Origin of the sequence: Mycolicibacterium rhodesiae (assembly GCF_002086695.1) — a bacterium.
In the GTDB taxonomy this organism is placed as follows: domain Bacteria; phylum Actinomycetota; class Actinomycetes; order Mycobacteriales; family Mycobacteriaceae; genus Mycobacterium; species Mycobacterium rhodesiae.
Genome location: NZ_MVIH01000012.1, coordinates 149385 through 173766 on the forward strand (window position 1 = coordinate 149385; position 24382 = coordinate 173766).

The window sequence follows — 24382 nt, forward strand, 5'->3', positions numbered from 1 at the left end:
GTCAGCCCGCACGCGGTCGCGCTGGCGGTACGGCCGCCACGAGCGCACGGGTGTACTCCTGCTCGGGTGCCGCGAGTAGGTCGGCGGCAGGCCGGTATTCGACCATGGCACCGTCGCGGAGCACCAGCACGTCGTGGCTCATCCGTTCCACGACCGCCAGGTCGTGCGAGATGAACAGGTAGGTCAGGTGCAGGTCGCGCTGCAGATCGGCGAGCAGATCCAGCACCCGGGACTGGACCGAGACGTCGAGGGACGCCGTCGCCTCGTCGAGGATGACCAGTTCGGGTTCGACCGCCAGTGCCCGGGCGATGCTGACGCGCTGCCGCTGGCCCCCGGACAGCTCGTGTGGATAGCGCGACGCGAACTCGCCCGGGAGGCCCACCAGCTCGAGCAGTTCGGTCACCCGCTCGGCGCGGGCGCGCTTGCCGCGCCGAATACTGTGCACTGCAAGGGGTTCGGCGATCGCCGAACCTATGCGAGCGCGCGGGTCGAGCGCCGAGAACGGGTCCTGCAGCACCAGGCTGATCCGGCGGCGTAGCGCCTTCTCGTCCGAGCCGCGCACCCCGAGAATGTCCACCCCGTCCAGGGTGGCCGTGCCCGAGGTGGGGGTGACCAGTCCGGTCAGAACCCCGGCCACCGTCGACTTGCCGGACCCGGATTCGCCGACCAAACCCAGGGTGGTGCCGCGGCGGATCTGGAACGTCACGTCCTTGACCGCCGTCTCCCCGCCGAATTCCACGTGCAGTGTGTCGACGTCCAGCAACACCCCGGCGTCGGCCGGGGCGGGCGGCGGGCCGCCGGTGCCGATCAGCGGTCGCGCGTCGAGCAATTCACGGGTGTAGGAATGGCGCGGGGAGTCGAAGATGTCCAGCACAGGCGCCTGTTCCACCGACACCCCGTCCCGCAGCACCGCGACGGTGTCCGCCACCTGCCCGACGAGACCCAGATCGTGACTGATCCACACCACCGCGGCGCCGAAATCGCGCTGCAGATCCTTGATCAGGGCCACGATCTGCGCCTGCGTGGTCACGTCCAGGGCGGTGGTCGGTTCGTCGGCGACCAGGAGTTCGGGGTCGCAGGCCAGCGCGATCGCCACCATGACCCGTTGTCGCTGGCCGCCCGAGAGTTGATGCGGGTAGCTGTCCAGCCGGCGCTGCGCCTCGGGCAGCCCGACGGCTTCCAGCAGTTCGAGCGCGCGCACCCGGGCGCTGCGTCGGGTCAGGTTCTTGTGTGCCTGAAGTGATTCGGTGATTTGACGCTCCAGCGTCAGCAGCGGATTGAGTGACGTTCCGGGGTCCTGAAAGACGAACCCGATCCGACCGCCGTGCACGCTGCGGAGCACCCGGGGTTTGGCGCCCACCAACTCGATCGAATCATCCTTGGCGACAAGTGAACTCGAGCCGCTCACCACGGCACCCGGGGTGTCGAGCAAACCGGTGGCCGCCAGGGCGGTCATCGTCTTACCCGACCCGGATTCGCCGACGATCCCCAGCGTCTGCTCGGGCTCGACGTCGAACGAGATGCCCCGCACGATCTCCCGGCGGCCGAGTCGCACCCGCAGGTCGCGCACACTGAGCACGGGCGTCATGAGGCCCACCCCGCCTCGGTGGACGTGCGCTGCTTGGGATCCAGGACATCTCGGAGTCCATCGCCCAACAGGTTGAACGCCAGCACGATCACGAAGATCGCGGCGCCGGGGAACACCGCCACCCACCACGCCAGCGTGACGAATCCCTGTGAGTCGAAGATCATCCGGCCCAACGACGGCTGCGGTGGTTGCAGGCCCAGCCCCAGGAACGACAGAGCCGCCTCCGAGAGGATCGCGAACGCCAACGACAGCGACGTCTGCACGATCAGTGGCCCGGCGATGTTGGGTAGCACGTGGCGAGCCAGGATGTAACGGTGCGGGCTGCCCATCGAACGTGACACCGCCACATAGGGTTCGACCCGCACGCCCAGGGTGCTGGCCCGGGCAACCCGGGCGAAGATCGGCGTATAGACGACGCCGATGGCAAGCATGGTGGTGGTCAGGCCCGGACCGAGGACGGCGACAATCGCCAACGCCAGCAACAGAACCGGGAATGCGAACATGACGTCGACGCATCTCATCAACACCGTGTCCGCCCAGCCACCCCGGTACCCGGCGAGCAAGCCGACGCTCACCCCGACGACAAGCGCGAATGCGACACTGACGACGGCGACCTCCAGTGAGGCTCGAGTCGCGACCAGCACCCGCGAGGCGATGTCGCGGCCGAGCTCGTCGGTGCCGAACCAGTGCGCGCCGCCGGGAGCCTGCAGGGCATTCGGCACATCGACGTCGTTGACGCCGGACGGGGCCAGCCACGGCGCGCCGACTGCGGCGACGACGATGGCCAGCAGAAGTATCGCGCTGATCAGTGCGACCGGATTGCCAAGGAGCAACCGCCAATTCGACTTTCTCATGACAGCCGGATCCGTGGATCGACCACGGCGTACAGCACGTCGACGATCAAGTTGATCAGCAGGAACAGCGCGGCGATCAGCAGCACTGCCCCCTGGATGAGCGGATAGTCACGGGCAGCGACCGCGTTGAAGGTCAGCCGTCCCAACCCCGGCCACGCGAACACGACCTCGACGACGATCACCCCGCCGAGGATGGTCGCCAGCTGGATGCCGGTGATGGTCAGGACCGGAACCAGCGCGTTGCGCACGATATGTCGTGAGGTGACCACCAGGGGTGCAAGTCCTTTGGACCGGGCGGTTCGCACGTAGCCGGCCTCGGCGACCTCCAGCACCGCCGACCGGACGTACCGGGTCATGATCGCCCCGGCCACCATTCCGACCGTGAGGCCGGGCAAGACGATGTGGCGAAGCCAGCCGCCCGGATCCTGCAGCAGCGGCCGGTACCCCGAGGTGGGTAACCAGCCCAGGGTCGAGGCGAACAGGCCGATCAGCAGGATCGCCATCCAGAAGTCGGGGATCGAGACGCCGAATTGGCTTGCCACCCGGACGATTCCGTCTCCTGCTCGGCCACGATGCAGGGCCGAATAGATGCCCGCGGGCAGCGCGATGAGCAAGGCGATCAGGATGCCGACCAGGGCAAGGGACACGGTCGCGGGCAGCCGCTCGAGCAGCGTCGCCGTCACCGGCTCGCCGTTGCGGAAGCTGACCCCGAGGTCACCGGTCAGCGCCGAGCCGGCATAGGAGAAGAACTGCGCGATCAGTGGGCGGTCGAGCCCACTGGCCGCGCGCAACGCCTGGTAGGCCTCCGGTGTGTAGCGCGTTCCCAGTGCGATGCGCACCGGGTCGCCGGGCACCAGGTGGACCAGCGCGAACACCACTACCAGTACACCGAACATCACGACCGCCGAATACAGCAGCCGTCGCAGGAGGAATGCGATCACCCCGCACCACCTCTCGTCAGGTGGGCTGAGCGAAACCTCACGGCGCCGTCGCGGCGGGCCTCATATCCGGCCAGGTTCGTCGACCACGCCTGAATGACCGACGGGTTGTACAGGTAGATGTAGCTGGCCTTGTCGGCGATGATCGTCGCGGCTCGGGCGTACTCGTCCTGACGCCGGGCACGGTCGGTCTCTTCGCGCGCCGCATCCAGCAGTCGGTCGACAACCGGGTCGGAGAATTTCTGCGCATTGCTCGAGCCGCCGGTGTGGTGCTGGGCGTAGTAGAAGTCGTCGGGATCGATGTTGCCGAGCCACCCCATCATCAGCATGTCGAAGTGGCCGCTGTTCTGTTCGTCGAGCCAGGTCGCGAAATCCACCGTGCGGATGCTGACGTCGACACCCACCGCGGCAAGGTTGTCGGCGATGATCTGCGCCGCGGTCACCGTCTCCGGGTACTCGCTGGTGACCAGCATGTCCAACTTCTGATTGCCGATCCCGGCCTGTCGCAGCAGATCTCGGGCGCGGCCCTCGTCGTGACGGTAGCGGTCGTAGGGCGTGTACCACGGATTGCCCTGAGGAATAGCAAGCTGATTCGCGGTCGCGGTCCCGTAGCTGGTGGCTTGCACGATCGACGCCCGATCGATGCCGTAGGCGATGGCCTGTCGCACCCGCTCGTCATTCCACGGTGCGCGTGCTTCGTTGAGTGCGAGATACCAGTAGTCGTTGGACGGCGTGACGGCCAGGTGAATGGAATCGTCGCCCTTCAGCTGCTCGACGCGTTGCGGCGGAATGGCGTCGGTCCAGTCGATCTCACCGGCCTGCAGGGCCGACAACGCCGTCGACGGTTCGGAGATGAATCGGAACGTCACGCCAGGAACTTTCGGGGCGCCTCCCCAGTAGCTCCTGTTCGCGGTCAGGGTTATCGAGTCACCGCTCTTGCGTCCGGCGAAGGCGAACGGACCGGTGCCCACCGGATGCGTTGCGATCTGGCCGCTTTCGACATTGCGACGCTGCACGATCGCCAACCCTTTGAAGCCGCCGAGGTTGGTCAGCAGGTTCGGGGTGGGGTGCGCCACGTCGATGACCACTGTCTGCGGATCCGGCGCGCGTAGCTCACGAACGGCGCTGAGCTTGTCGGCGTTGGCGAGTTTCTCGTCGATGATCCGCCGGTAGGAGTACACCACATCGGAGGCGCGCAGCGGCGAACCGTCGTGCCAGTTCACTCCAGGGCGCAGATGAAAGGTCCAGGTGCGTTGGTCGGGGGAGACCTGCCAGGATTCGGCGAGCGCCGGCCGCATCTCGAGGTTCGCGTCGGGCTCGACAAGGGTGTCGAAGACGTTCTCCAGTACCTCGAAGGAGAAATAGGCGGTGCTGCGCTGCGGATCCAGCTGGTCCGGCTCGCCGGCGATCGCAGCCGTGATGTTGCCCGCCGAAGGTCCGCCCAGATCAACCCGCGAGCCTGTCGAACATGCCCCCAGCAGCCCGATCATTACGAGGGCAGCGGCCAATACCGCTGGTCGTCTCATGATGGGATGCGGGTTTCCCGAACCGTTGATGGGTAAACGCCCAGCTGCGATAATCGGTGCGTATCTGCAGCTAGACGGACTGCAAAATAATTACGCGTGCGTGACCATGTGTCCGCGCTTGAGGCGCGGGACCGGCCACTCGCATTGAATGGAGGCCAGACCGCAGCCAGGTGATTGCAAGTGCATCCGGCGGGGTATCGCCTAGGGGCTCGGCCGGGGCGAACCAAGCCCTCGGCGTGGAGAGGAGCGAGTGATGCGTACCGTCCCGGGCGCCACCGATCATGTCGTGGTGGTAGGCGCGGGCCTGTCGGGGCTGTCGGCCGCATTGCAATTGGCCGGTCGCGGGCGATCGGTCACAGTCGTCGAGCGTTATCCGTTCCCTGGCGGGCGGATGGGCCAGGCCGACATCGCCGGCTACCGCATCGACACCGGCCCGACCGTGCTGACCATGCCGGACATCATCGAGGACGCTTTCGCGGCAGTCGGCGCGTCGATGGCCGACCATCTGGACCTGGTCCCGGTCGCCCCCGCGTACCGGGCCAGCTTCGCCGACGGGCGCTCGCTGGACGTGCACCCCGACGCCGATGCGATGACCGCGGCCATCGAAGAGTTCGCGGGCCCGGACCAGGCGGCCGGTTACCAACGCCTCCGGGCCTGGCTCACCGAGCTCTACCGGCTGGAGTTCGACGGCTTCATCGCCTCCAACTTCTCCTCCCCGCTGTCGCTGCTGACCCCGCAACTGGCCCGACTCGCCGCCATCGGCGGATTCCGCGGCTGGGAACGGATGGTCGGTCGGTTCATCACCGACGAACGGGTGCAACGACTCTTCACCTTCCAGGCGCTCTACGCAGGTGTCCCGCCTCAGCAGGCGCTGGCCGCCTACGCGGTGATCGCGTACATGGATACCGTTGCGGGCGTGTACTTCCCGCGCGGTGGCATGCGCGCGGTTCCGGAGGCGATGGCCGCCGCGGCCGAAGCGGCGGGTGTGCGGTTCCGCTACGGCTCCACCGTGGACCGGTTGGAACGCTCCGGCTCGCGGGTGACTGCGGTGCAGACCGGCGACGGTGAACGAATTGCCTGTGACGCTGTGGTATTGACCACCGAGCTGCCGCTGACCTATCAGCTGCTCGGCCGCACACCGCGGCGTCCGATCAAGGTGCGGCCCGCACCGTCCGCGGTCGTCGTGCACGTCGGGGTCCCCGAGGTCGGTGATCGCCTGCTTCATCACAACATCAGCTTCGGGCACCAGTGGGCTCGCACGTTCGACGAGATCATCCGCGACGGTGTGCTGATGAGCGACCCTTCGCTGCTGGTGACCAGGCCTACCGCAGGGGACCCGAGCCTCGCACCGGCCGGCCGCGACCTGCTCTACGTCCTGGCGCCGGCGCCGAATCTCGAAGTGGGCAAAGTTGATTGGAGTTCGACCGGAGACAGCTACGCGCGGCAGGTGGTGGCCACCGCCGCCGAACGACTGATGCCCGGACTCGCCGACGACGCCGAGATCCTGGACGTGGTCACCCCCGCCGACTGGGCCGCACAGGGGATGGCCGCCGGCTCGCCGTTCGCGCTGGCGCACACCTTCGCCCAGACCGGTCCGTTCCGGCCGGCCAACATGGTCCGCGGCATCGACAACGCCGTCCTCGCCGGCGGGTCGACCGTGCCCGGCGTCGGCATCCCGACAGCGATGATCTCCGGGCGGCTGGCCGCCGACCGGGTCACCGGTGCCGTCGATGACTCGTCCGCCAAACGCACCATCGTCGGGTCGGGAAGCAGGTAGCGATGATCCACACCGAGTTGCATGCCGCAGGCATCGACGATTCGCGACTGGTCGAGTCCTACCGCTACTGCCGGCGTCTCAACGCCCAGCACGGCCGGACCTACTTCCTGGCCACCCGGCTGCTCGCCCCCTCGCAGCGCCCGCCGGTGCACGCCCTGTACGGGTTCGCCCGATACGCCGACGACATCCTCGACGACATGGAGATCGACGCGAGTGTCGCCGACCGGGAGCGTCGCCTCGACGAACTCTCGGACAAGTTCTTCAACGGGGACGAGACGGAGCCGGTGCTGGCCGCCGTTCTGCACACCGCCCGCACCTACCAGATCCCGCGTGACCTGTTCGACGACTTCCTGACCTCGATGCGAATGGATCTCACCGTCACCGACTATCCGGATCGCCCGGCGCTGAACCACTACATGCGTGGCTCGGCGGCGGTCATCGGACTGCAGATGCTGCCCATCCTCGGCACCGTCGGGCCTGCCGAAGAGGCTGCTCCGTACGCCGAGGCGCTGGGCAATGCCTTCCAGCTGACCAACTTCCTGCGCGACGTCGACGAGGACCTCGCGCGCGACCGCATCTATCTGCCCGCCGACGAGCTCGCCACCTTCGGTGTCGACCGCGACGTGCTGACCTGGTGCCACCAGAACCGCCGCACCGATCCGAAGGTGCGCCGCGCGCTGGCCGCTCAGCACGACATCGCCCGCGGCGTCTACCGGCAGGCGCGCAAGGGGATCGCCCTGCTCGCGCCGCAGTCGAGGCCCTGTGTGACGACCGCGTTCACGCTGTACTCGGAGATCCTCGATCGCATCGAGGCCATCGACTTCGCTGTGTTCAGCCGACGCGCCTCGGTCTCCATCGGGCGACGGCTGCAGGTCTTCGCCGCCGGATTGGTCCGGGCTCGTCACGCCCGCGGCGCCGCCTGATACCGAAGGCATGTTGTTATGGGTAGAGCAGCGGCCCCGTTGCGATGAGCCAGGAGTTCGATCATGACCGTAACCAACCGCGGCCTGGATCGCGCCGAGGTTCCCGGCGCCTTCGATGTCGGCGCGCACGCCTACGACAAGCTGGTCGGCGCTAATCCGGGCTATCACGATCATCTGCGGATCTCCGCACGACGGATGCGGATTCCGGGCGGCGGACGGGGGCTGCGGCTGCTTGACGCAGGCTGTGGCACCGGTGCCTCGACGGCCGCACTGTTGGACGCCGCCCCGCATGCCGAGATCGTCGCCGTCGACGCATCGGCGGGCATGCTGGCCGAGGCCAGTGCGAAGTCCTGGCCCGACTCGGTCCGGTTCGTGCACAGCCCGATCGAGAAGATCACCGACGCCGGCGTCGAGGGCCCCTTCGACGGCATCCTCGCGGCGTATCTGTTGCGCAACCTCGCCGACCCCGACGCGCAGTTGCGGACCTTCCGCGAGCTGCTCCGGCCCGGCGGAACGCTGGCAGTGCACGAGTACTCGGTGCGTGATTCCCGCGCCGCCTCGGCCATCTGGAACGCGGTGTGCTGGGGCATCATCATCCCGTCCGGCTGGCGGCAAACCCGCAACGCCACCCTGTATCGGCACCTGTGGCGGAGCGTGAACGCGTTCGACGGCGCGGCCGCCTTCCAGCGGCGCTTGACGGCAGCGGGTTTCGCCGGCGTGCACAGCGAGACGATGCCCGGCTGGCAGCGTGACATCGTGCACACCTTCTTGGCGGACGCGCCGCGATGATCGATCCTCGCCGCGTCGCTCACCCGGCAATCGCCGGCGTGCCGCATGCCCACGCGTTACCCGCCACACCGCATGTCGTCGTGGTCGGCGGCGGGATCGCCGGCCTGTCGGCTGCCACCGGCCTGGCCGAACGCGGTGTCACCGTCGACCTTCTGGAGTCGCAGCACTATCTGGGCGGGCGGGTCGGCGGCTGGACCGAGCAACTTCCCGACGGTACGCAGGTGGCGAACAACCGCGGCTTCCACGCGTTCTTCCGGCAGTACTACAACCTGCGATGGTTGTTGCGCCGCACCGATCCCGAGCTCGAGCGGCTGCGGGCGGTCGAAGACTACCCGTTGGTCGACGGCGAAGGCCGGCGGGACACCTTCCGCGGGCTTCCGAAGAGGCCGCCGTGGAACGCGCTTGCCTTCGCGCTGCGCAGCCCCACCTTCCGGATGCGGGACCTGATGCGGCTCAACGCCGTTGCCGCCGCCCCGCTCGCCGCGGTGTCGGTACCGGACATCTACGAACAGCTCGACGGACTCGATGCGGGCACCTTCCTGACCAAGATCAACTTTCCCGTCGCCGCCCGCCATCTGGCGTTCGAAGTGTTCGCCCGCAGCTTCTTCGCCAGGCCGGAGCGGCTTTCGGCGGCCGAACTGGCGACGATGTTCCACATCTACTTCCTCGGTTCCAGCGAAGGATTGGTCTTCGACGTCGCCGCGTCGAATTTCGACACCGCGCTGTGGGAACCGTTGGGCCAGTATCTGATCGAGCACGGTGTTCGGGTGCGCAGAGGGGTAGCTGCGGAATCGGTGACCCGCGGCGGCGGCAAGGTGCTGCAGGTGCGCGATTCCACCGGAGCCACGATCGACGCCGACGGTGTGGTGTTGGCGACCGATATCGCTGCGCTGCAACGCATCGTGGCCGCCTCGCCGGGTCTCGGCGACGAAGGCTGGCGGCACAACGTGGCACAGATGCAGACCGCGCCACCGTTCATGGTGCAGCGACTGTGGCTGGACCGCCCGGTGAATTCCGACCGCCCGGCCTTCCTGGGTACCGGTGGCCTGGACCCTGTCGACAACATCAGCGTGGTCAGCAGCTACGAAAACCAGGCTGCTGAATGGGCTCGCGCACACCGGGGTTCGGTCGTCGAGGTGCATTCGTACTCGGTGGGCGACGCGCCCCAGGTCGACGACCTTCGTGACCGCATGCTGGCCCGGCTGCATCAGTTGTACCCGGAGACCGCGGCGGCCGGCATCGTCAAGGAGACGCTACTGGTCCGTGACGACTGCCCGTTGTTCTCCCCGGGTGCGTTCGCCAACCGGCCGACCGTGGACACCCCGGTTCCCGGCCTGATGCTGGCCGGCGACGGTATCCGCATCGATTTGCCGGTCGCACTGATGGAGCGCGCCGCCACCACCGGGTGGATGGCCGCTAATCAACTGCTGGCCGGGTGGGGGATTTCCGGGCACACCCTGCACACCGTTCCGGTGCAGGGGCGCTCTCCGCTGTTGCGCCGGCTGGCCAGCCGGGAAAGGCGCGCGTCATGAGTTTCCGGTCGCGAATGAAATCGATTCCGTTGCAAGTCATCCCGAAAGGGAACTGGGCCGGGCAGCGGCCCACCTATCAGGACGCCCAGCCTGCGCTCATCGCCGCCGCGCTGCGCCGTGCCGAAGGCCGGCCCAGCGGCAACTGGTATGTCTTCGGGGCCAGCACCGACGTTCGGGCCAATCGGCCGTTCGGCACCCGAGTCGGTGGACTCGACATCGTCGCGTGGCGAGATCAGCAGCGCCGCTTGCACGTCGGGCCTGCCGCCTGCCCCCATCTGGGCGCTGACCTTGCAACCGGAAAAGTGGAATGCGGTGGTCTGATCTGCCCGTGGCACGGGCTGCGGCTGGAGGGTGGTCGCGAGTTCGGCTGGAAGCCGTTGCCGGCCTTTGACGACGGCGTACTCGTGTGGGTCCGGCTGGACCGGGTGGGCGGCGAACCGCCGCTCGACGCTCCGGTGGTGCCGGCCCGTCCATCGGGGCCGCGGCTGGCGGCGGTGACGCGACTGGACGGCGTGTGCGAACCCTCCGACATCATCGCCAACCGGCTCGATCCCTGGCACGGCGCCTGGTTCCACCCGTATTCGTTCACCCAGTTGGAGGTGCTGAGTGCGCCGGCAGTCGACGCCGACGAGGACGCCGATAAATTCCTGGTGGCGGTGACGTTCCGGATGGGCCGCCTCGGCGTCCCGGTGATCGCGGAGTTCACCGCGCCCGAGCCGCGAACCATTGTGATGCGGATCGTGGACGGGGAGGGCGCCGGTAGCGTCGTCGAGACCCACGCCACCCCGATGGGGCCTGGGCGCGACGGACGTCCACGCACAGCGGTGATCGAAGCCGTTGTCGCACAATCCGATCGCACCGGCTTCCATCACTCGCTGCGCGTGGCGCCACTCATCACGCCGTTCATGCGCCTGGCGGCCACCCGGCTGTGGCGTGACGACCTCGCCTACGCCGAGCGGCTCTACGCCTTGCGGGAGGCGACCTCCGGCTAGGCGGGCGTCAGGATCGTCTTGCCGGGCAGGCGGCCGGCATCGGCGTCGGCGTGCACCGCCGCGATCTCGGCCAGCGGCCGGCGATCGGCGACATCGATCGTCAGTAGACCGGCATCCACGCGGCTGACCAGATCGGCGAGTTGGGCGGCGTCGCTGCGGACGAACACCCGCTGGCCCGGCCCCGATGTCATGGTGCCGACGTAGTGCCCGCCGTCGGCCACCAGGCCGGCCAATGCGTCGGTCTCCTCGGCGGTCGTGCCGATCAGATTGAGCACCACATCGAACGGCGCTCCCTCGGCGACCGGGGTAGCCGTGTAATCCAAGTAGTCGATCAGGTGGTCGGCACCATGACCGCGGAGGCGTTCGGCCGCACCCGCTTTCGCGGTCGCGGTGACCTCGGCACCGGCCTGCTTGGCGAGCTGGATCGCGTAACCGCCGACCGCTCCGCCCGCACCGTTGATCAGAACGGTCTGCCCGGCCGTCACCCCGGCCACCTCGAACAGAGCCTGCCAGGCGGTGAGAGCGACGGTCGGCAGGGCAGCGGAATCGGCCAGCGGCACCGACGTCGGCGCCGCTGCCAGTGACTCGGCCGGGGCGACCACATACTCAGCGGCCGCACCGCGGCCGACCATGGGCAGCAGACCCACGACCGCGTCGCCGACCTGCCACCCGCTGACGTCGTCACCGAGTTCTTCGATCGTGCCCGCCACGTCGATACCCGGCACGTGCGGGAAGACGATCGGGAAAACGTCCGACAGGTAACCGCCACGGATCCCGGCGTCGACCGGGTTGAACGACGTCCCGGCGACCTTCACCAGCACCTCGCCCGGGCCGGGTGCCGGCCGATCGATGTCGCCGTACTCCAGCACGTCGCTGTCGCCGTATCGGTGGAAAAACGCTGCCCTCATGATGGTCTCCTCGGTTAGTTGCTTCGAGTTCGAAGCAGTTACACGAGCTCCAACTTGCTTCGAGTTCGAAACATTCCCGGTACGATCGGCAGATGGCCGAGACGCTCGAACCGTCGCAGATGCGCACCTACTTCGCGCTCACCGAGGCGGCGAGTCTGCTGCAGTACGCCGTACAGCAGCAGCTGCAGGCCGAAGGCGGGTTGAGCTACGTCCAGTTCGAAATACTGGCCAAACTCGTCGACGCCGGCCGGCCGCTGACGATGACCGAGCTGGCCGATGGCGTGGTCTACAGCCGCAGCGGGCTGACTCATCAGGCCGGAGTTCTCGAGGCCGACGGGCTGATCACTCGTGCCGCGAGCACCGTCGATCAGCGCGCGACCGTCGTGACCATCACCAAGGCGGGCCGCCGCCGACTCGACAAGGTCCTTCCCGGCCACATCGACGTCGTGCGCGGGCTGCTGTTCGACACCTTGTCGGCGCAAGACGTCCGCACCCTGGGCAACCTCATGACGCGCGTGCGTGACCACATGCGAGAGCAGCCACCCCGGTCCGCCGCGCCGCGCAAGGCCCGCGGGTCCGCGCACTGAGACAACGGCTCTGACGCCGGCGACAACCGGGCTAGCCTGCTGTTCATGGCCAAGCGCGTGGTGATCTGGGGTACGGGTTTCGTCGGCCGGATGGTCATTCCAGAAGTGCTGGATCATCCCGACTTCGAACTGGTCGGTGTGGGCGTCAGCAATCCGGCCAAGGTGGGCGTCGATGTGGGGGAGATCTGCGGTATCCCCGAGGTCGGTATCGCGGCCACCGACGACGTCGACGCGCTGATCGCGCTCAAGCCGGATGCACTGGTGCACTACGGCCCGACCGCGGCACAGGCCGATGCCAACATCGATCTGATCGGACGCTTCCTGCAGGCAGGTATCGACGTCTGCTCGACCGCGATGACGCCCTGGGTGTGGCCGAAGATGCACCTCAACCCGCCCAACTGGATCGACCCGATCACGCAGGCCTGTGAGGCCGGCCAGTCGTCATGCTTCACGACCGGCATCGATCCCGGCTTCGCCAACGATCTGTTCCCGATGACTCTGATGGGCCTGACCTCGCAGGTCCGTCTGGTCCGCGCCTCCGAGCTTCTCGACTACACCAATTACGAGGGCGACTACGAGTTCGAGATGGGCATCGGCCGCGAACCCGAGTTCAAGCCGCTGCTGCAGAACTCCGACATCCTGGTGTTTGCCTGGGGCGCGACGGTGCCGATGATCGCCTACGCGGCAGGCATCGAGCTCGACGAGATCACCACCACGTGGGACAAGTGGGTGACCCCCACCGAGCGCAAGACCGTGAAGGGCGTCATCCCGGCCGGCCACGTCGCGGCGGTCCGCTTCACGATCAACGGTGTCTACAAAGGCGAGACCCGCATCCAGCTCGAGCACGTCAACCGCATCGGTCAGGACGCCGCCCCGGATTGGCCGTCGGGCACCCAGGACGACGTCTACCGCGTCGACATCCAGGGCACTCCCAGCATCTTCCAGGAGACTGCGTTCAGGTTCACCGACGGTTCCGGGCGCGACGCCGCGACCGCGGGCTGCCTGTCCACCGGGCTGCGCGCGCTCAACGCCGTGCCCGCGGTCAACGACCTGCCTCCGGGCTGGGTCACGGCGCTGGACCTGCCCCTGATTCCGGGCCGCGGCACCATTCGCTGAGTAACGTCCAACGGCTTCGGATCGACATCTTTGGTGAATCCGAAGCACGGGGCTGCCCGCCTGCCGGGTGCCCGGATTGGACGACATGACAGACCCAACAAGGCCGGCGGTCGGACTGTCGGTCGGCGCTACCACACTGGCCGCTGTCACCCCGGATAACGCCGTCACCGGTCCTGCCGCCACGACGCTGCCCAGCGGGGCGGTGATCACCGACTTCGTCGACCGCGTCGGCGACCCGGTCGGGATCGTGGCGCCGGACGGCTCGATGCACCACGCAGAGACGTTGCTGGCCGATGCGCTGAGGTCGCTGGCCTACGCCGCCACGAGTGGCCGGCCGCTGCCGCCGACCGCCGCGATCGCCTACCCGGCGCACTGGCGGCCGCCCGCCGTGGACGGGCTACGGCGCGCGATCCGGCAGGTTCCCGAGTGGTCGGCCGAGGAGCCGCTGTTGCTCCCCGACACCGCTGCCGCGCTGACCGCACTGGCTGCCAACCCCGGGCTGCCGACTCGCGGCGTGATCGCGCTGTGCGATTTCGGCGGCACCGGTACGTCGATCACCCTCGTCGACGGCGCCACCTCGGCGCCGATCGGACCGACCGTGCGGCACCTCGACTTCTCCGGCGACCTGATCGACCAGGGCCTGCTGGCGCACGTGATCGCGGAATTGTCGGCGGGCGGGACCCTGGACGTGACCGGTACATCGGCGATCGGATCGCTGACCAGGCTGCGGGCCCAGTGCCGGGCGGCCAAGGAGCGCTTGTCGACCGTGACGGTCACCGCGCTGCCCGCCGAGCTGCCCAATTTCCGCGGCGACGTCCGACTCACCCGGACCGAGCTCGACGGCGCGATGGGCCACGCGCTCAACGAGTTCGTCGCGGTTCTGCAGGACACCCTGGCCAGGAGCGGGGTGCGGCCGAGTCACCTGGCCGCGGTGGCCTCGGTCGGCGGCGGAGCGGCGATCCCGGTGATCACCACGACGCTGTCCGAGCATCTGCGCGTTCCGGTGATCACCACGGCACGCCCGGCCCTCACCGGTGCCATCGGCGGCGCGCTTCGGGCAGCGCGGGGACCCGCCGACGACAGCGCCACCGCGCTGGCACCGGCAGCCCCGGTCGTCCCGGTCGCCCCGTTCGAGCCGGCGGCGGGGCCGGCCACCGGCGCCGCGTTGGCCTGGTCGCAGGCGCCCGACGTACCGGACCTCGAGCCCGCCGTCGAACCGGTGCCGCACGCCGCCCGTCCGCTGCTGGATTTCGAGCCGGACCCCGAACCGGCGGACGCCGCCGCCGCACCCGCGTGGTACCGGCGTCCGATGCCGGTGGTCGCTGCCGCACTGCTGGTGATCCTGATGGCGGGTGCGGGAACAGCGATCGCGCTGCGCGCCGACAGCAGTCCCGACCTCGTGACCCCCACCCCGAGCGTGACCACCACCCCGCAGGCCGCACCCGCTCCGGCGGCACCCGCATCGGCTGAGCCAACGAGCGATCCGTCGTCCGCACCCGTGCAGAACCAGGCGGTGCAACAAGCACCCGCGCCGGTCACCCAGACCCAGGTTGTGCAGGCCCCAGCGCCACCGCCGGTCACCGCCGAGGCGCCGCCGCCACCGCCGCCGGTCACTGAGACTCAGACGACGACCGTCGTGACCACCGAGGTCTCCACACCGCCGCCGGTCACGCAGACCGAGACGCAGACGCCTCCGCCGCCGACGCAGCAGCCTCCGCCGCCGCGGTTCATCCCGACGATTCCGCCGATCCCGACGATTCCCGGGCTGCCGCAGATATTCGTGCAGCCGCCGTCAGGCTGAGCGACGCCGCTTCTCCAGCACAACGAGCCCCAGCGGGATCGACATCCGTGCCGGCGCTGCCGTCAGCTGCGCGGCCAGGGCGGCGTGTAGCTGATCGACGAATTCGCGCCGCCGCGTACTGCGCCGGTCCCGAGTCGGCCCGGCGTCGACATCCACTGCGGCGGCAAGCGTCGGAAACATCGAACCGCGAAGGAAGTCAGCCCAATTCGCGCCGAAGGCGTCGGCGTCCTTGTCGCTCTGGAACTGCGCCCAGAACCGGTCCTCGCCGTCGAAGAGCTCCACGTCCTCGATCTCCAGACCCTCGAATCGGCCCGACGGGTGGAACGGCGCCCGAAAGTCCTTCTCGTCGCGGCCCGTCGACGGGATCGACATCCGGCGCATTTCCTCGGCGGTGATCAGGCCGTCCCGGACGAACTGGTGCAGGGCCGTCATGATGGCGTCGAAAGCGGCCTCGAATCCCGAAGTGCCATCCGGCTTGAGGCCGACGGTCAGCACCAGTAGTCGGCCCCCGGGCGCCAGCTCGCGACCGCGGAAGGCGACGAAGTCGCGCCAGTCCTCGGCGGCTTGGCGGGCGTAGGCGCGACTGGCGTCCTCGTCGGCGCTGTAGGAGATCTCGATGTGATCGGGAATGGGCACCGGCGTCCGGCGCAGCCAGTGGACGGCCCACGAACTCCAGCCCAGCGCAATGCTGTCCGACGGCAGGATCTGGCTGTAGAACGAGCGGCCCACCACCGAGGCGTAGGTGGCCGAGTCCTTCTTCAGGTAGCTGTCCTGGTCGTTGGCGAGTGTGTCGAACAACGTGGTGAAATCGTTCCCGGGCACGTCGGTATGGGCGACGAGGATGGCGTGGTCGGTGCGGGTGCGCTTGCGTATGACGCTGATCGCCGCGCCGATCGGGAGCAGTGAGTTGTACCCCGTCGCCGCGCCATAGTCGACGATCGCGATGGGCTGCGGGGCTCGGGGGATCGCGACGATGCGTGCAGCCTGTTCGAAACGTGCTGTCGCGGTGCGCAATCCGGCCGCCTGCAGGCGTGACGACTCGGTATAGGTGTGGCTGCCCATCGGCTGCGGGCGCACCACGATGCTCGATTCACGCACGTCAGTTCCTGCGGCGGCGGTGCAACAGCAGCCCGACCACAAGCCCGACGACCGCCATCGCGGTCAGCAACAGCCACATCGGCGATTCGACGGTGATCCACAGGACGTGCACGCGCTGGCGGTCGCGATTCTGGGCGATGAAGACTGCCGCCAGGACCACCAGGATGATGGCCAGCCAGTAGCGCAGAGCGAAACGCCGCACCGCACCGCCGGCGGGCTTACCGTCGTCCTCCCTGGACATCGCTACCTCCCCGTTGTGCCGATGAGTCGACGTTAGTCGCTGGCAGCGGATTCGGCGGAGAAGTCGGGCCGGTGCGCTTCTGCGTGACACACTTTCCGCCATGGCCGGCACCAAGACTGTGTCCCGCATCCTGATGACCTCGGGGATCCTGATGATGGTGGTCGGCGCTGTCGGCTTCTTCGTCGTGATGATGCTCAATGCCTTCGTGCTCGACGAATTCGATGCCTATGGCGAGGTGCCCGTCCCGGGGTCGGGTCAGGTTCAACTGCCGGCCGGGCAGGCGCAGATCAGCTTTCACACCTCGGTGACCGGTTCGCCGTCGAGCGGATTCCCGCTGCCCACGTTGCGACTGAACATCGTGCCGCCGGACGGTGTCGCCGACCCGGTGCTGACCGAAGATCACGGCACCTTGACGACGGTAAACAGCGACACCCACATTCGGATCTGGACCGCCGAGATTCCCGCCGCAGGCACCTACCAGATCCGCACCGACGGACAGGTGAACGGCTACATCAACCCGCGGCTGGCCTTCGGCAAGGAAAGCGGCTCCGGCTACCTGCCGTGGGTCTTCGCCGGTGTGTTCGGGCTGGGTCTGCTGGACCTGGTCGTGTCGCTGTTTCTGCGTAGACGGCGGTTCGCCGACCCGTCCCCCGAGCCTTTTGTCGCCACTGGTCACTACATTCCGTCAGACCAGGGTGTGCGCCTCGAGCAGCTGAAAACGCTCGCGGCACTGCGGGATTCCGGTGCGTTGACCCAAGCCGAGTTCGATGCGGAGAAGCGCCGGATCCTCGGCGAGTAGGCTGATGCGCCGTGAAGGCTGTCAGCTGTGTGCATGGAAATTTGTCGGTGGTCGACCTGCCCGCACCCGAACCGTCCGACGGCCAACTGGTACTCAACGTCGCCAGTTGTGGCATCTGCGGATCGGACCTGCACGCCAAGGACCACGCCGACGAGTTGAGTCGCACCACGGAGGAGATCGGCTACCGCCACTTCATGCGCAGCGACACCCCGGTGGTGATGGGCCATGAGTTCGCCGGGGAGGTCGCCGAGCGCGGACGCAAGACACCGAAGGCGTTCAAGGTCGGAACGCGGGTGGTGTCCTTCCCGCTGGTCCGCGCCCACGGCGGCGTCCATTTGACCGGGCTGTCCCCGCTCGCCCCCGGCGGGTATGCCGAGCAGGTGCTGGTGCAGGCAGCGATGACGTTCGCGGTGCCCAACGGGCTGTCGCTGGACATCGCGTCGCTCACCGAGCCGATGGCGGTCGCACTGCACGCGGTTCGCCGAAGCGAGATCAAGAAGCGCGATACCGCCATCGTGATCGGTTGTGGTCCAGTCGGTTTGGGTATCATCTGCCAGCTCAAGGCGCTGGGGGTCGGCACCATCGTCGCCAGTGACTTCTCGGCGGGGCGCCGGGAGTTGGCCGCCCGCTGCGGTGCTCACGTCGTGGTCGATCCGAGGGTGGACTCACCATACGAGAGTGCGGGATCTGCGGGCCTGACCGATGCCACGGCCCTCTACGAGATGGGCATGAGCGCCATGGAGAAGCTGCGGAAGCTGCCGGGCTGGCAGCACGTCTACCGCGTTGCGGACGCAGTGGGCACGGCCGGGCCCAAGCGGCCGGTGATCTTTGAATGTGTTGGTGTGCCCGGCGTGCTCGACGGGATCATCGGCGCCGCACCGCTGAATTCGCGGGTGGTGGTGGCGGGGGTGTGCATGGGCACCGACCAGTTGCGGCCGTCGATGGCCAATGCCAAAGAGATCGACCTGCGATTCGTATTCGCCTACACGCCACTGGAATTCCGCGACACCCTGCATATGTTGGCCGACGGCAAGCTCGACGCGTCCGCTCTGATCACCGGCAAGGTCGGGCTCGACGGCGTCGCGGCGGCCTTCGACGCCCTGGGCGACCCGGAGGTGCACGCCAAGATCCTCGTCGATCCCCGAAGCAGCGTAACGGCTCCTTAGGAGCCGTTCTTGACCCACTCGTCGTAGTTCACCAGCTCGTCGCCGATCCGCGTGGTGTCGCCGTGGCCGGTGTAGACGACGGTGTCGGCGGGCAGCTTGCCGAGCTTGTCCTTGATCGACCCGAGGATGGTGGGGAAGTCGGAGAACGAGCGACCGGTCGCCCCGGGACCGCCTTGGAAGAGGGTGTCGCCGGAGAACACCGCGCCCAGGGCCGGTGCGTAGAGGCAGGTGGAGCCGGGGGAGTGTCCCGGGGTCGCGATGGCGTGCAGCTCGATGCCGTCGGCCTTGAGTACCTGGCCGTCCTCGAGGGTGCCGAACTGCTTGTCGCCGTGCGTCATCCGCCACAGCATGTCATCGGCCGGATTCAGCAGAATCGGCGCGTCGAGGTCGGTGGACAGTTGCGGCGCGACGGTGATGTGGTCGTTGTGGCCGTGGGTGCACACCACCGCGACCACGTGGCGATTGCCGACCGCGTCTTCGATGGCCTTGGCATCGTGGGCGGCGTCGATGACGATGACCTCGGAGGAGTCACCGACTATCCAGATGTTGTTGTCGACTTCCCAACTGCCGCCGTCGAGTTCGAACGTGCCGTGGGTGACCACCCGCTCGATGCCGCTCACAGGATCACCACCGAACGCAGTACCTCGCCGGCGTGCATCTTGTGGAAGGCGTCTTCGATGGCGTCGAGGCCGATGCGTTCGGAGACGAATTTGTCCAGCGGCAGCCGGCCTTGACGGTAGAGGCTGATCAGGGTGGGGAAGTCCCGTTCGGGCAGGCAGTCGCCGTACCAGGACGACTTGAGTGATCCACCTCGGGAGAAGAAGTCGACCAGTGGCATCTCGAGCTTCATGTCAGGGGTCGGAACACCCACCAGCACAACGGTTCCCGCGAGATCGCGGGCGTAGAAGGCCTGCTTCCACGTTTCCGGACGCCCGACGGCGTCGATCACCACGTCGGCGCCGAAGCCGTCGGTCAGATCCTGGATGGTCTCGACCGGGTCGAGTTCCTTGGCGTTGATGGTGTGGGTGGCGCCGAATGCGCGTGCCCACTCGAGCTTCTTGTTGTCGGTGTCGACGGCGATGATCTTCTTCGCGCCGACCAGGGCGGCGCCTGCGATCGCGGCATCACCGACGCCACCACACCCGATTACCGCCACGGTGTCGTCGCGGCCGACGTTGCCGGTGTTGACCGCGGCGCCGAGGCCGGCCATCACGCCGCAGCCGAGCAGGCCGGCCACGGCGGGGTCGGCCTCGGGATCGACTTTGGTGCATTGCCCTTCGTGGACCAGCGTCTTGTCGGCGAAGGCGCCGATACCGAGCGCGGGCGTCAGTTCGGTGCCGTCGGTCAGCGTCATCTTCTGGGCGGCGTTGTGGGTGTTGAAGCAGTACCAGGGGCGGCCGCGCTTGCATGCGCGGCACTGCCCGCACACCGCGCGCCAGTTCAGGATCACGAAGTCGCCGGGCTCGACGTTGGTCACTCGGGCGCCGACGGACTCCACGGTGCCCGCGGCCTCATGGCCGAGCAGGAACGGATACTCGTCGTTGATGCCGCCTTCGCGGTAGGTCAGATCGGTGTGGCAAACGCCGCAGGCGATGACGTCGACGACCACCTCGCCCGGGCCTGGGTCGGGGATCACGATGTCCACCAACTCGACGGGCTGCTTCTTCGACCGGGAGATCACCCCACGCACTGTCTGACTCATGGGCCAAACACTAGCGCGACGGATGCCGAATGCGCCGTGCGTGTCCCGTTGGGGAGCTACGGTGAAGACTTGCTCACCACGATCCGTCAAACCCGCTCCGACCTGCTGGTCACCGCCCGCGCTGCCTATCGCGGCGGCGATTTCGAGACCAGCTACGCGGGCTTTTCCCGCGCCGGTGCGGCCGGCCCGCTGACCCTGGACGATCTCGATGCGATGGCGACGTCGGCCGGGCGGCTCGGGCACGGCCGCGAGGCGATGCGGATGGGCGAACTCGTCTTCGTGCGGCTGGTGCGGACCGACCCGAATGCGGCGGCGGGCAAGGCGGTCGAACTCGGTGCGGCATGGCTGTCGAACGGCGAGGTGACCATCGGTCAGGCATGGATCCGCCGGGCGCGCGGACTGCTTGCCGGAGCGCCGGAGACTGCCCTGTCTGCCCGGCTGGCTCACCTGGAAGCTGTGATGGCGGTGCTCGGTGAGGACGCCGATCTTGCTGCTGAACGGTCGGCGGTGCTGCAGGAGATGACGCTGGAGCCCGCACCCGGCGTCGTGGGGCAGGCGTACCACCGTCTTGGTGATATACGGCGCCGCCGCGGTGACGTAGACGGGGCGTTCGCGGCGTACGCCCGAGCACGTGAATCCGGAGTCGTGCCTCAGCCGGGGGAAGCGCTATTGCGCTGTGGGCTGGGGGATGTGGACGCCGCCAGAGCCCAGGTGCGGGAGTCGATTGCGACGGCCGACTCGCGGGAGTTGCCTCGGCTGCTGCGCGGTGCCGTCGAAATTGCGCTGGCTGCAGGCGAATTGGATGAGGCCGAGGGTTATTTGCGTGAGCTGGAGTCTGTCGACGGCGACGACACGGTGTTGCGTGGCGCGGTGCTGGTACGCCGGGGAAGGTATCGCGAGGCGCTGACCGTGCTGCGGGCGGCACTGCGAGAGCCGCGGTTGCGGGGGTCGGCGGCTGCACGGGCCGAGGTTCAGGCGTGGATCGAGCGGGCCTACACCGGTCTGCTGACCGCCTCCGCGTAGCCTGCTCGGGATGGCCACGCCACTCGACTCGATCGCTGACTGGCCGGTTTCGGCCGCCTCCGCCGCGGTGGTGGGTGCACAGGGGGTGCTCGCCGAGTATGGCGATACCACTCGCCAATTCCGGCTGGCATCGGTGACCAAACTGCTCTCGGCGCGCGCTGCGCAGGTGGCGGTCGAGGAGGGTGTGGTTGAGCTGGACACTCCCGCGGGCCCGCCCGGCAGCACCGTGCGGCATCTGCTGTCACACGCCTCGGGGCTGGCGATGCATTCGGCGGAGCTGATGGCCGAACCCGGCAAACGCCGGGTCTACTCGAATTACGGCTTCCAGGTGCTCGCCGAGACGATCGAACGGAAGTCGGAGATCGAGTTCGGCCGGTATCTGGCCGAGGCGGTCTTCGAACCGCTCGGCATGGCGTCGTCGAGGCTGGACGGCGGCGCGCAGGTGGCCGGCTTCGGCGGGCTGTCGACGGTGGCTGACCTGGTGGCGTTCGCGGCGGACCTGCTGGCTCCGAAGACAGTGTCGGCGCAGCTGCACGAGCAGGCGATCAGCGTGCAGTTCCCGGGCCTGTCCGGGGTGTTGCCCGGGTTCGGGGTGCAGCGGCCCAACGACTGGGGGCTGGGCTTCGAGATTCGGGATGACAAGTCACCGCACTGGACCGGCTTTGCCAACTCGTCGAGGACGTTCGGCCATTTCGGCCAGACCGGCACCTTCATCTGGGTGGAGCCGGAACTGGCGTTGTCGCTGGTAGTGCTCACGGATCGGGATTTCGACGAGTGGGCCAAACCGGTCTGGCGGGCCATCTCTGATGAAGTTCTGAGAGAGTACGCACCGCACTAGCGCAACACACGCCTCACAAGGCACAATAGACACGCACGACACTATTGCAACTCGGTCACGCCAGGTCGTTGGGGAAGACGTCCCTCGTAGAGCCGAAGGAGCAAGGTGATGCGTGCGTCGAACCAGTTCGCCGATGCGACGACTGGCGTGGTGTACATCCACGCCTCTCCCGCAGCGGTGTGCCCGCATGTCGAGTGGGCGCTGTCGTCGACCCTGAATGCCAGGGCGAATTTGAAGTGGACGCCACAGCCGGCCATGCCTGGGCAGCTGCGGGCGGTGACCAACTGGGTTGGTCCCGTCGGCACCGGTGCCCGGCTGGCCAACGCGCTGCGTTCGTGGTCGGTCCTGCGGTTCGAGGTCACCGAGGATCCCAGTGCCGGCGTGGACGGCGAACGGTTCTGCCATACGCCACAGCTCGGCCTGTGGGCCGGCACGATGAGCGCCAACGGCGACATCATGGTCGGCGAGATGCGATTGCGAACCCTGATGGCCTCGGGCGCCGACACGTTGGCGTCCGAATTGGACTCGGTGCTCGGCACCGCCTGGGACGAGGCGCTCGAGCCCTATCGCGATGGCGGCGACGGCGGCGAGGTCAGCTGGCTGAGCAGAGGCGTCGGCTGAGCCACACCCATCAGAAGGGTGGTGGCCGGTTGCGTTCGGTGACGCGGGCGTCGTTGAGTTTGCGTTCTGCCGTGATGCGGCGAGCCCGTTGAGCTGCCCGAGTTTTGCGTCGGGTGGGCATCATGATGCCGATGCTCGGCGGGGGTTCGCCTTTCGGCGGTGCCAAGGTGGCGGTGGTGGTGTCCCAGGTCGGCATCAACAGATGGCTGCCGGGCCGGGTGATGTAGGTGCGCCCGGTCGGTGACGTCCATTCGATGGCGCCATCGGGGTGTTGACGCTCTGACCAGCCGGCCCAGAACGTTTTGAGCAGGTGGTGTTTCCGGCACATACAGGCCAGGTTCGACGGGTGGGTGGGCCCGAACGGCCAGGCGATCGTGTGGTCGAGGTCGCAAAACTCTGCGGGCACCTCGCAATTCGGGAACCGGCAAGTCATGTCCCGCATTCGAACCCACTCGTCGAGCGCTGTCGAGGGCCGGTACCGCGGCTCGGGCTCGTCCTTGGGCCGACGCAGTTGGCGCACCTTCGCGCCTGCGCGGATGAGTTCGGCCAACAGCGGGGCGGGCACAATGCCGCGGTTGCCCGTCATCACCGCACTGGTTGTCCGAGGCCGTGGCGGCTCGGGTTCGGCCTGAGGCTTTTCGCCGTGCATGGCCGGATCCGGTTCGGCGTCAACCACATCGGCGTCGGCGAGCACGTGCACCACCACACTGGCGGCGCGGCCGTCCTGGTCAGCGGCCGGACAGTCGGGGTTGCCGCACAAACACGCCAGCCGGTCTGCGCCGGACGCCAGGACGCCCATCGCATCAGAGCGCCGTTGGCCGACGGTGCGCGGATCGTCGTCACATACCGAGTAGGCGATGCGGGTCAAGGTGCGCTTCACGATCTCGCCGTCGGTAGCCGAGAGCCGCCCGAAGATCTCGGCCGTGCCGGCGCCGGCATCGACGGTGACCACCACGTCGCGATCCCGGGACCGGGATTGCGCCTGCCGCACCGCGCCTGGGTCATACCGGTTGACCCAGTGGTCGATGGCGCGCTGCAACTTCACGACCGACAACGCGCCCCAGGTCGTCGCGTCCTCGGCGATCGCCTTGTCGACTAACGTCAAGGCTGCGCGGTCTTGGATCAGGTAGGTGCGGTCGGTGATCGCCTCACACACCCGATAATTCAACGACCCGGCCAGGAACAGTTCAGCGACCCTGGGCAGTCGATGCCGCAACGACATCGCCATGAACATCTCCCCGGAGGCTCGACCCGTCGTGATTCCCAAGGCTGCGGACACCTCGGCCGCCGCGGCGTCCCATTCATCACAGGCCCAATGGGCGCGTTCGTCATCGGCGCAGCGCCGTGCGACCAGCTCGCCGATCCAGGTCAGTCGCCGCGCGGCGTCCTGATTCTCCGCGCGGGCGAAGTCAACAATGGCATCTACCACCGCCGCATCGCCGGCTGACTGCGTGTCGAACATGTGTTCGAGTATGCCACCGGGGTGTGACATTGATTCTGTTAAGCAGACTCCGGCGAAGATGGTCTTGGCTGTTCGCCGTTGGTGATGACTCTCGGTGTGAC

The 24382-nt window shown here is 68.0% G+C and carries 23 protein-coding genes; 13 read left to right on the forward strand and 10 right to left on the reverse strand.

The genetic code is table 11. From position 1 onward, the window contains the following. Position 1: 1 nt before the first annotated feature. From BST42_RS22005 to BST42_RS22020, 4 genes are read right to left on the reverse strand one after another with little or no spacing between them, the layout of a single operon-like run. Complete coding sequence (locus BST42_RS22005; protein WP_083121436.1) at positions 2-1588, reverse strand: dipeptide ABC transporter ATP-binding protein; 1587 nt, start codon at positions 1586-1588, stop codon at positions 2-4. Beyond that, complete coding sequence (locus tag BST42_RS22010) at positions 1585-2442, reverse strand: ABC transporter permease (RefSeq protein ID WP_083121437.1); 858 nt, start codon at positions 2440-2442, stop codon at positions 1585-1587. Before BST42_RS22010 ends, BST42_RS22005 begins: the two co-directional genes overlap by 4 nt. Then, positions 2439-3380, reverse strand: coding sequence for an ABC transporter permease (locus tag BST42_RS22015; RefSeq protein WP_435406057.1), 942 nt, complete (start codon positions 3378-3380; stop codon positions 2439-2441). Before BST42_RS22015 ends, BST42_RS22010 begins: the two co-directional genes overlap by 4 nt. After that, positions 3380-4906 (reverse strand): ABC transporter substrate-binding protein, encoded by a 1527-nt coding sequence (locus BST42_RS22020; RefSeq protein WP_083121438.1) that lies wholly within the window; start codon positions 4904-4906, stop codon positions 3380-3382. The genes BST42_RS22015 and BST42_RS22020 overlap by 1 nt, the downstream gene beginning before the upstream one ends. Positions 4907-5159: 253 nt before the next feature. On the opposite strand from BST42_RS22020, the gene crtI reads away from it, so the two are divergent. The 5 genes from crtI (at position 5160) to BST42_RS22045 (ending at position 10919) form a co-directional block, all read left to right on the forward strand. Then, on the forward strand, positions 5160-6683 hold the full coding sequence (gene crtI, locus BST42_RS22025) for a phytoene desaturase family protein (protein ID WP_083121439.1): 1524 nt from the start codon (positions 5160-5162) through the stop codon (positions 6681-6683). Between the two features lie 2 nt (positions 6684-6685). After that, positions 6686-7606 carry a phytoene/squalene synthase family protein gene (locus BST42_RS22030; RefSeq protein ID WP_083121440.1) on the forward strand — a complete coding sequence of 307 codons (921 nt, stop codon included), beginning with the start codon at positions 6686-6688 and terminating at the stop codon, positions 7604-7606. A 63-nt stretch (positions 7607-7669) separates the two neighbouring features. Continuing rightward, entirely contained in the window at positions 7670-8395 is a 726-nt protein-coding gene (locus BST42_RS22035) for a class I SAM-dependent methyltransferase (RefSeq protein WP_083121441.1), read from the forward strand. After that, a complete protein-coding gene (locus tag BST42_RS22040; RefSeq protein ID WP_083121442.1) occupies positions 8392-9927 on the forward strand; it encodes an FAD-dependent oxidoreductase in 1536 nt (511 codons plus the stop codon). Before BST42_RS22035 ends, BST42_RS22040 begins: the two co-directional genes overlap by 4 nt. Next, on the forward strand, positions 9924-10919 hold the full coding sequence (locus BST42_RS22045; RefSeq protein ID WP_083121443.1) for a Rieske (2Fe-2S) protein: 996 nt from the start codon (positions 9924-9926) through the stop codon (positions 10917-10919). Before BST42_RS22040 ends, BST42_RS22045 begins: the two co-directional genes overlap by 4 nt. On the opposite strand, the gene BST42_RS22050 is transcribed toward BST42_RS22045, so the two are convergent. Continuing rightward, positions 10916-11827 (reverse strand): NADP-dependent oxidoreductase, encoded by a 912-nt coding sequence (locus tag BST42_RS22050; protein ID WP_083121444.1) that lies wholly within the window; start codon positions 11825-11827, stop codon positions 10916-10918. The genes BST42_RS22045 and BST42_RS22050 overlap by 4 nt on opposite strands. 92 nt (positions 11828-11919) lie before the next feature. Between BST42_RS22050 and BST42_RS22055 the strand changes: the two genes are divergently transcribed. From BST42_RS22055 to BST42_RS22065, 3 genes are all read left to right on the forward strand, one after another. After that, positions 11920-12414: a MarR family winged helix-turn-helix transcriptional regulator gene (locus BST42_RS22055; protein ID WP_083121445.1), complete on the forward strand. Its 495-nt coding sequence runs from the start codon at positions 11920-11922 to the stop codon at positions 12412-12414. Positions 12415-12459: 45 nt separating this feature from the next. Then, on the forward strand, positions 12460-13530 hold the full coding sequence (locus tag BST42_RS22060) for an NAD(P)H-dependent amine dehydrogenase family protein (RefSeq protein ID WP_083121446.1): 1071 nt from the start codon (positions 12460-12462) through the stop codon (positions 13528-13530). 85 nt (positions 13531-13615) lie between these two features. Beyond that, positions 13616-15331, forward strand: a complete 1716-nt coding sequence (locus tag BST42_RS22065; RefSeq protein WP_083121474.1) for an Hsp70 family protein — start codon at positions 13616-13618, stop codon at positions 15329-15331. Here BST42_RS22065 and BST42_RS22070 read toward each other — a convergent pair. Both BST42_RS22070 and BST42_RS22075 read right to left on the reverse strand, forming a co-directional pair. Beyond that, entirely contained in the window at positions 15323-16429 is a 1107-nt protein-coding gene (locus BST42_RS22070; protein ID WP_083121447.1) for a class I SAM-dependent methyltransferase, read from the reverse strand. The two genes, BST42_RS22065 and BST42_RS22070, sit on opposite strands and share 9 nt — an antisense overlap. A 1-nt stretch (position 16430) precedes the next feature. Then, on the reverse strand, positions 16431-16670 hold the full coding sequence (locus tag BST42_RS22075) for a DUF1049 domain-containing protein (RefSeq protein ID WP_083121448.1): 240 nt from the start codon (positions 16668-16670) through the stop codon (positions 16431-16433). A gap of 100 nt (positions 16671-16770) precedes the next feature. On the opposite strand from BST42_RS22075, the gene BST42_RS22080 reads away from it, so the two are divergent. Continuing rightward, the gene (locus BST42_RS22080; protein ID WP_083121449.1) at positions 16771-17469 is read left to right on the forward strand and encodes an SHOCT domain-containing protein; all 699 of its coding nucleotides are present in this window, start codon (positions 16771-16773) and stop codon (positions 17467-17469) included. An 11-nt stretch (positions 17470-17480) separates the two neighbouring features. Then, entirely contained in the window at positions 17481-18635 is a 1155-nt protein-coding gene (locus tag BST42_RS22085) for a zinc-binding dehydrogenase (protein WP_083121450.1), read from the forward strand. On the opposite strand, the gene BST42_RS22090 is transcribed toward BST42_RS22085, so the two are convergent. Then, positions 18632-19255, reverse strand: a complete 624-nt coding sequence (locus BST42_RS22090) for an MBL fold metallo-hydrolase (RefSeq protein ID WP_083121451.1) — start codon at positions 19253-19255, stop codon at positions 18632-18634. The two genes, BST42_RS22085 and BST42_RS22090, sit on opposite strands and share 4 nt — an antisense overlap. Beyond that, positions 19252-20337 (reverse strand): S-(hydroxymethyl)mycothiol dehydrogenase, encoded by a 1086-nt coding sequence (locus BST42_RS22095; RefSeq protein ID WP_083121452.1) that lies wholly within the window; start codon positions 20335-20337, stop codon positions 19252-19254. Before BST42_RS22095 ends, BST42_RS22090 begins: the two co-directional genes overlap by 4 nt. 69 nt (positions 20338-20406) lie before the next feature. On the opposite strand from BST42_RS22095, the gene BST42_RS22100 reads away from it, so the two are divergent. From BST42_RS22100 to BST42_RS22110, 3 genes are all read left to right on the forward strand, one after another. Next, positions 20407-21360, forward strand: a complete 954-nt coding sequence (locus BST42_RS22100) for a tetratricopeptide repeat protein (RefSeq protein ID WP_133057499.1) — start codon at positions 20407-20409, stop codon at positions 21358-21360. 10 nt (positions 21361-21370) lie between these two features. Then, positions 21371-22198, forward strand: a complete 828-nt coding sequence (locus BST42_RS22105) for a serine hydrolase domain-containing protein (RefSeq protein WP_083121454.1) — start codon at positions 21371-21373, stop codon at positions 22196-22198. Positions 22199-22306: 108 nt separating this feature from the next. Next, positions 22307-22819 carry a DUF3145 domain-containing protein gene (locus tag BST42_RS22110; protein WP_036344566.1) on the forward strand — a complete coding sequence of 171 codons (513 nt, stop codon included), beginning with the start codon at positions 22307-22309 and terminating at the stop codon, positions 22817-22819. 10 nt (positions 22820-22829) lie between these two features. Here the strand turns inward: BST42_RS22110 and BST42_RS22115 are convergent, their stop codons facing one another. Further along, entirely contained in the window at positions 22830-24281 is a 1452-nt protein-coding gene (locus tag BST42_RS22115) for an HNH endonuclease signature motif containing protein (RefSeq protein ID WP_083121475.1), read from the reverse strand. Positions 24282-24382 lie beyond the last annotated feature (101 nt).

What these genes read in the sequence shown, in the direction of transcription:
- BST42_RS22005 (WP_083121436.1), bottom strand. Translation starts at nt 1,588, where the DNA reads ATGACGCCCGTGCTCAGTGTGCGCGACCTGCGGGTGCGACTCGGCCGC.
- BST42_RS22010 (WP_083121437.1), bottom strand. Translation starts at nt 2,442, where the DNA reads ATGAGAAAGTCGAATTGGCGGTTGCTCCTTGGCAATCCGGTCGCACTG.
- BST42_RS22020 (WP_083121438.1), bottom strand. Translation starts at nt 4,906, where the DNA reads ATGAGACGACCAGCGGTATTGGCCGCTGCCCTCGTAATGATCGGGCTG.
- crtI (WP_083121439.1), top strand. Translation starts at nt 5,160, where the DNA reads ATGCGTACCGTCCCGGGCGCCACCGATCATGTCGTGGTGGTAGGCGCG.
- BST42_RS22030 (WP_083121440.1), top strand. Translation starts at nt 6,686, where the DNA reads ATGATCCACACCGAGTTGCATGCCGCAGGCATCGACGATTCGCGACTG.
- BST42_RS22035 (WP_083121441.1), top strand. Translation starts at nt 7,670, where the DNA reads ATGACCGTAACCAACCGCGGCCTGGATCGCGCCGAGGTTCCCGGCGCC.
- BST42_RS22040 (WP_083121442.1), top strand. Translation starts at nt 8,392, where the DNA reads ATGATCGATCCTCGCCGCGTCGCTCACCCGGCAATCGCCGGCGTGCCG.
- BST42_RS22045 (WP_083121443.1), top strand. Translation starts at nt 9,924, where the DNA reads ATGAGTTTCCGGTCGCGAATGAAATCGATTCCGTTGCAAGTCATCCCG.
- BST42_RS22050 (WP_083121444.1), bottom strand. Translation starts at nt 11,827, where the DNA reads ATGAGGGCAGCGTTTTTCCACCGATACGGCGACAGCGACGTGCTGGAG.
- BST42_RS22055 (WP_083121445.1), top strand. Translation starts at nt 11,920, where the DNA reads ATGGCCGAGACGCTCGAACCGTCGCAGATGCGCACCTACTTCGCGCTC.
- BST42_RS22060 (WP_083121446.1), top strand. Translation starts at nt 12,460, where the DNA reads ATGGCCAAGCGCGTGGTGATCTGGGGTACGGGTTTCGTCGGCCGGATG.
- BST42_RS22065 (WP_083121474.1), top strand. Translation starts at nt 13,616, where the DNA reads ATGACAGACCCAACAAGGCCGGCGGTCGGACTGTCGGTCGGCGCTACC.
- BST42_RS22075 (WP_083121448.1), bottom strand. Translation starts at nt 16,670, where the DNA reads ATGTCCAGGGAGGACGACGGTAAGCCCGCCGGCGGTGCGGTGCGGCGT.
- BST42_RS22080 (WP_083121449.1), top strand. Translation starts at nt 16,771, where the DNA reads ATGGCCGGCACCAAGACTGTGTCCCGCATCCTGATGACCTCGGGGATC.
- BST42_RS22095 (WP_083121452.1), bottom strand. Translation starts at nt 20,337, where the DNA reads ATGAGTCAGACAGTGCGTGGGGTGATCTCCCGGTCGAAGAAGCAGCCC.
- BST42_RS22105 (WP_083121454.1), top strand. Translation starts at nt 21,371, where the DNA reads ATGGCCACGCCACTCGACTCGATCGCTGACTGGCCGGTTTCGGCCGCC.
- BST42_RS22110 (WP_036344566.1), top strand. Translation starts at nt 22,307, where the DNA reads ATGCGTGCGTCGAACCAGTTCGCCGATGCGACGACTGGCGTGGTGTAC.
- BST42_RS22115 (WP_083121475.1), bottom strand. Translation starts at nt 24,281, where the DNA reads ATGTTCGACACGCAGTCAGCCGGCGATGCGGCGGTGGTAGATGCCATT.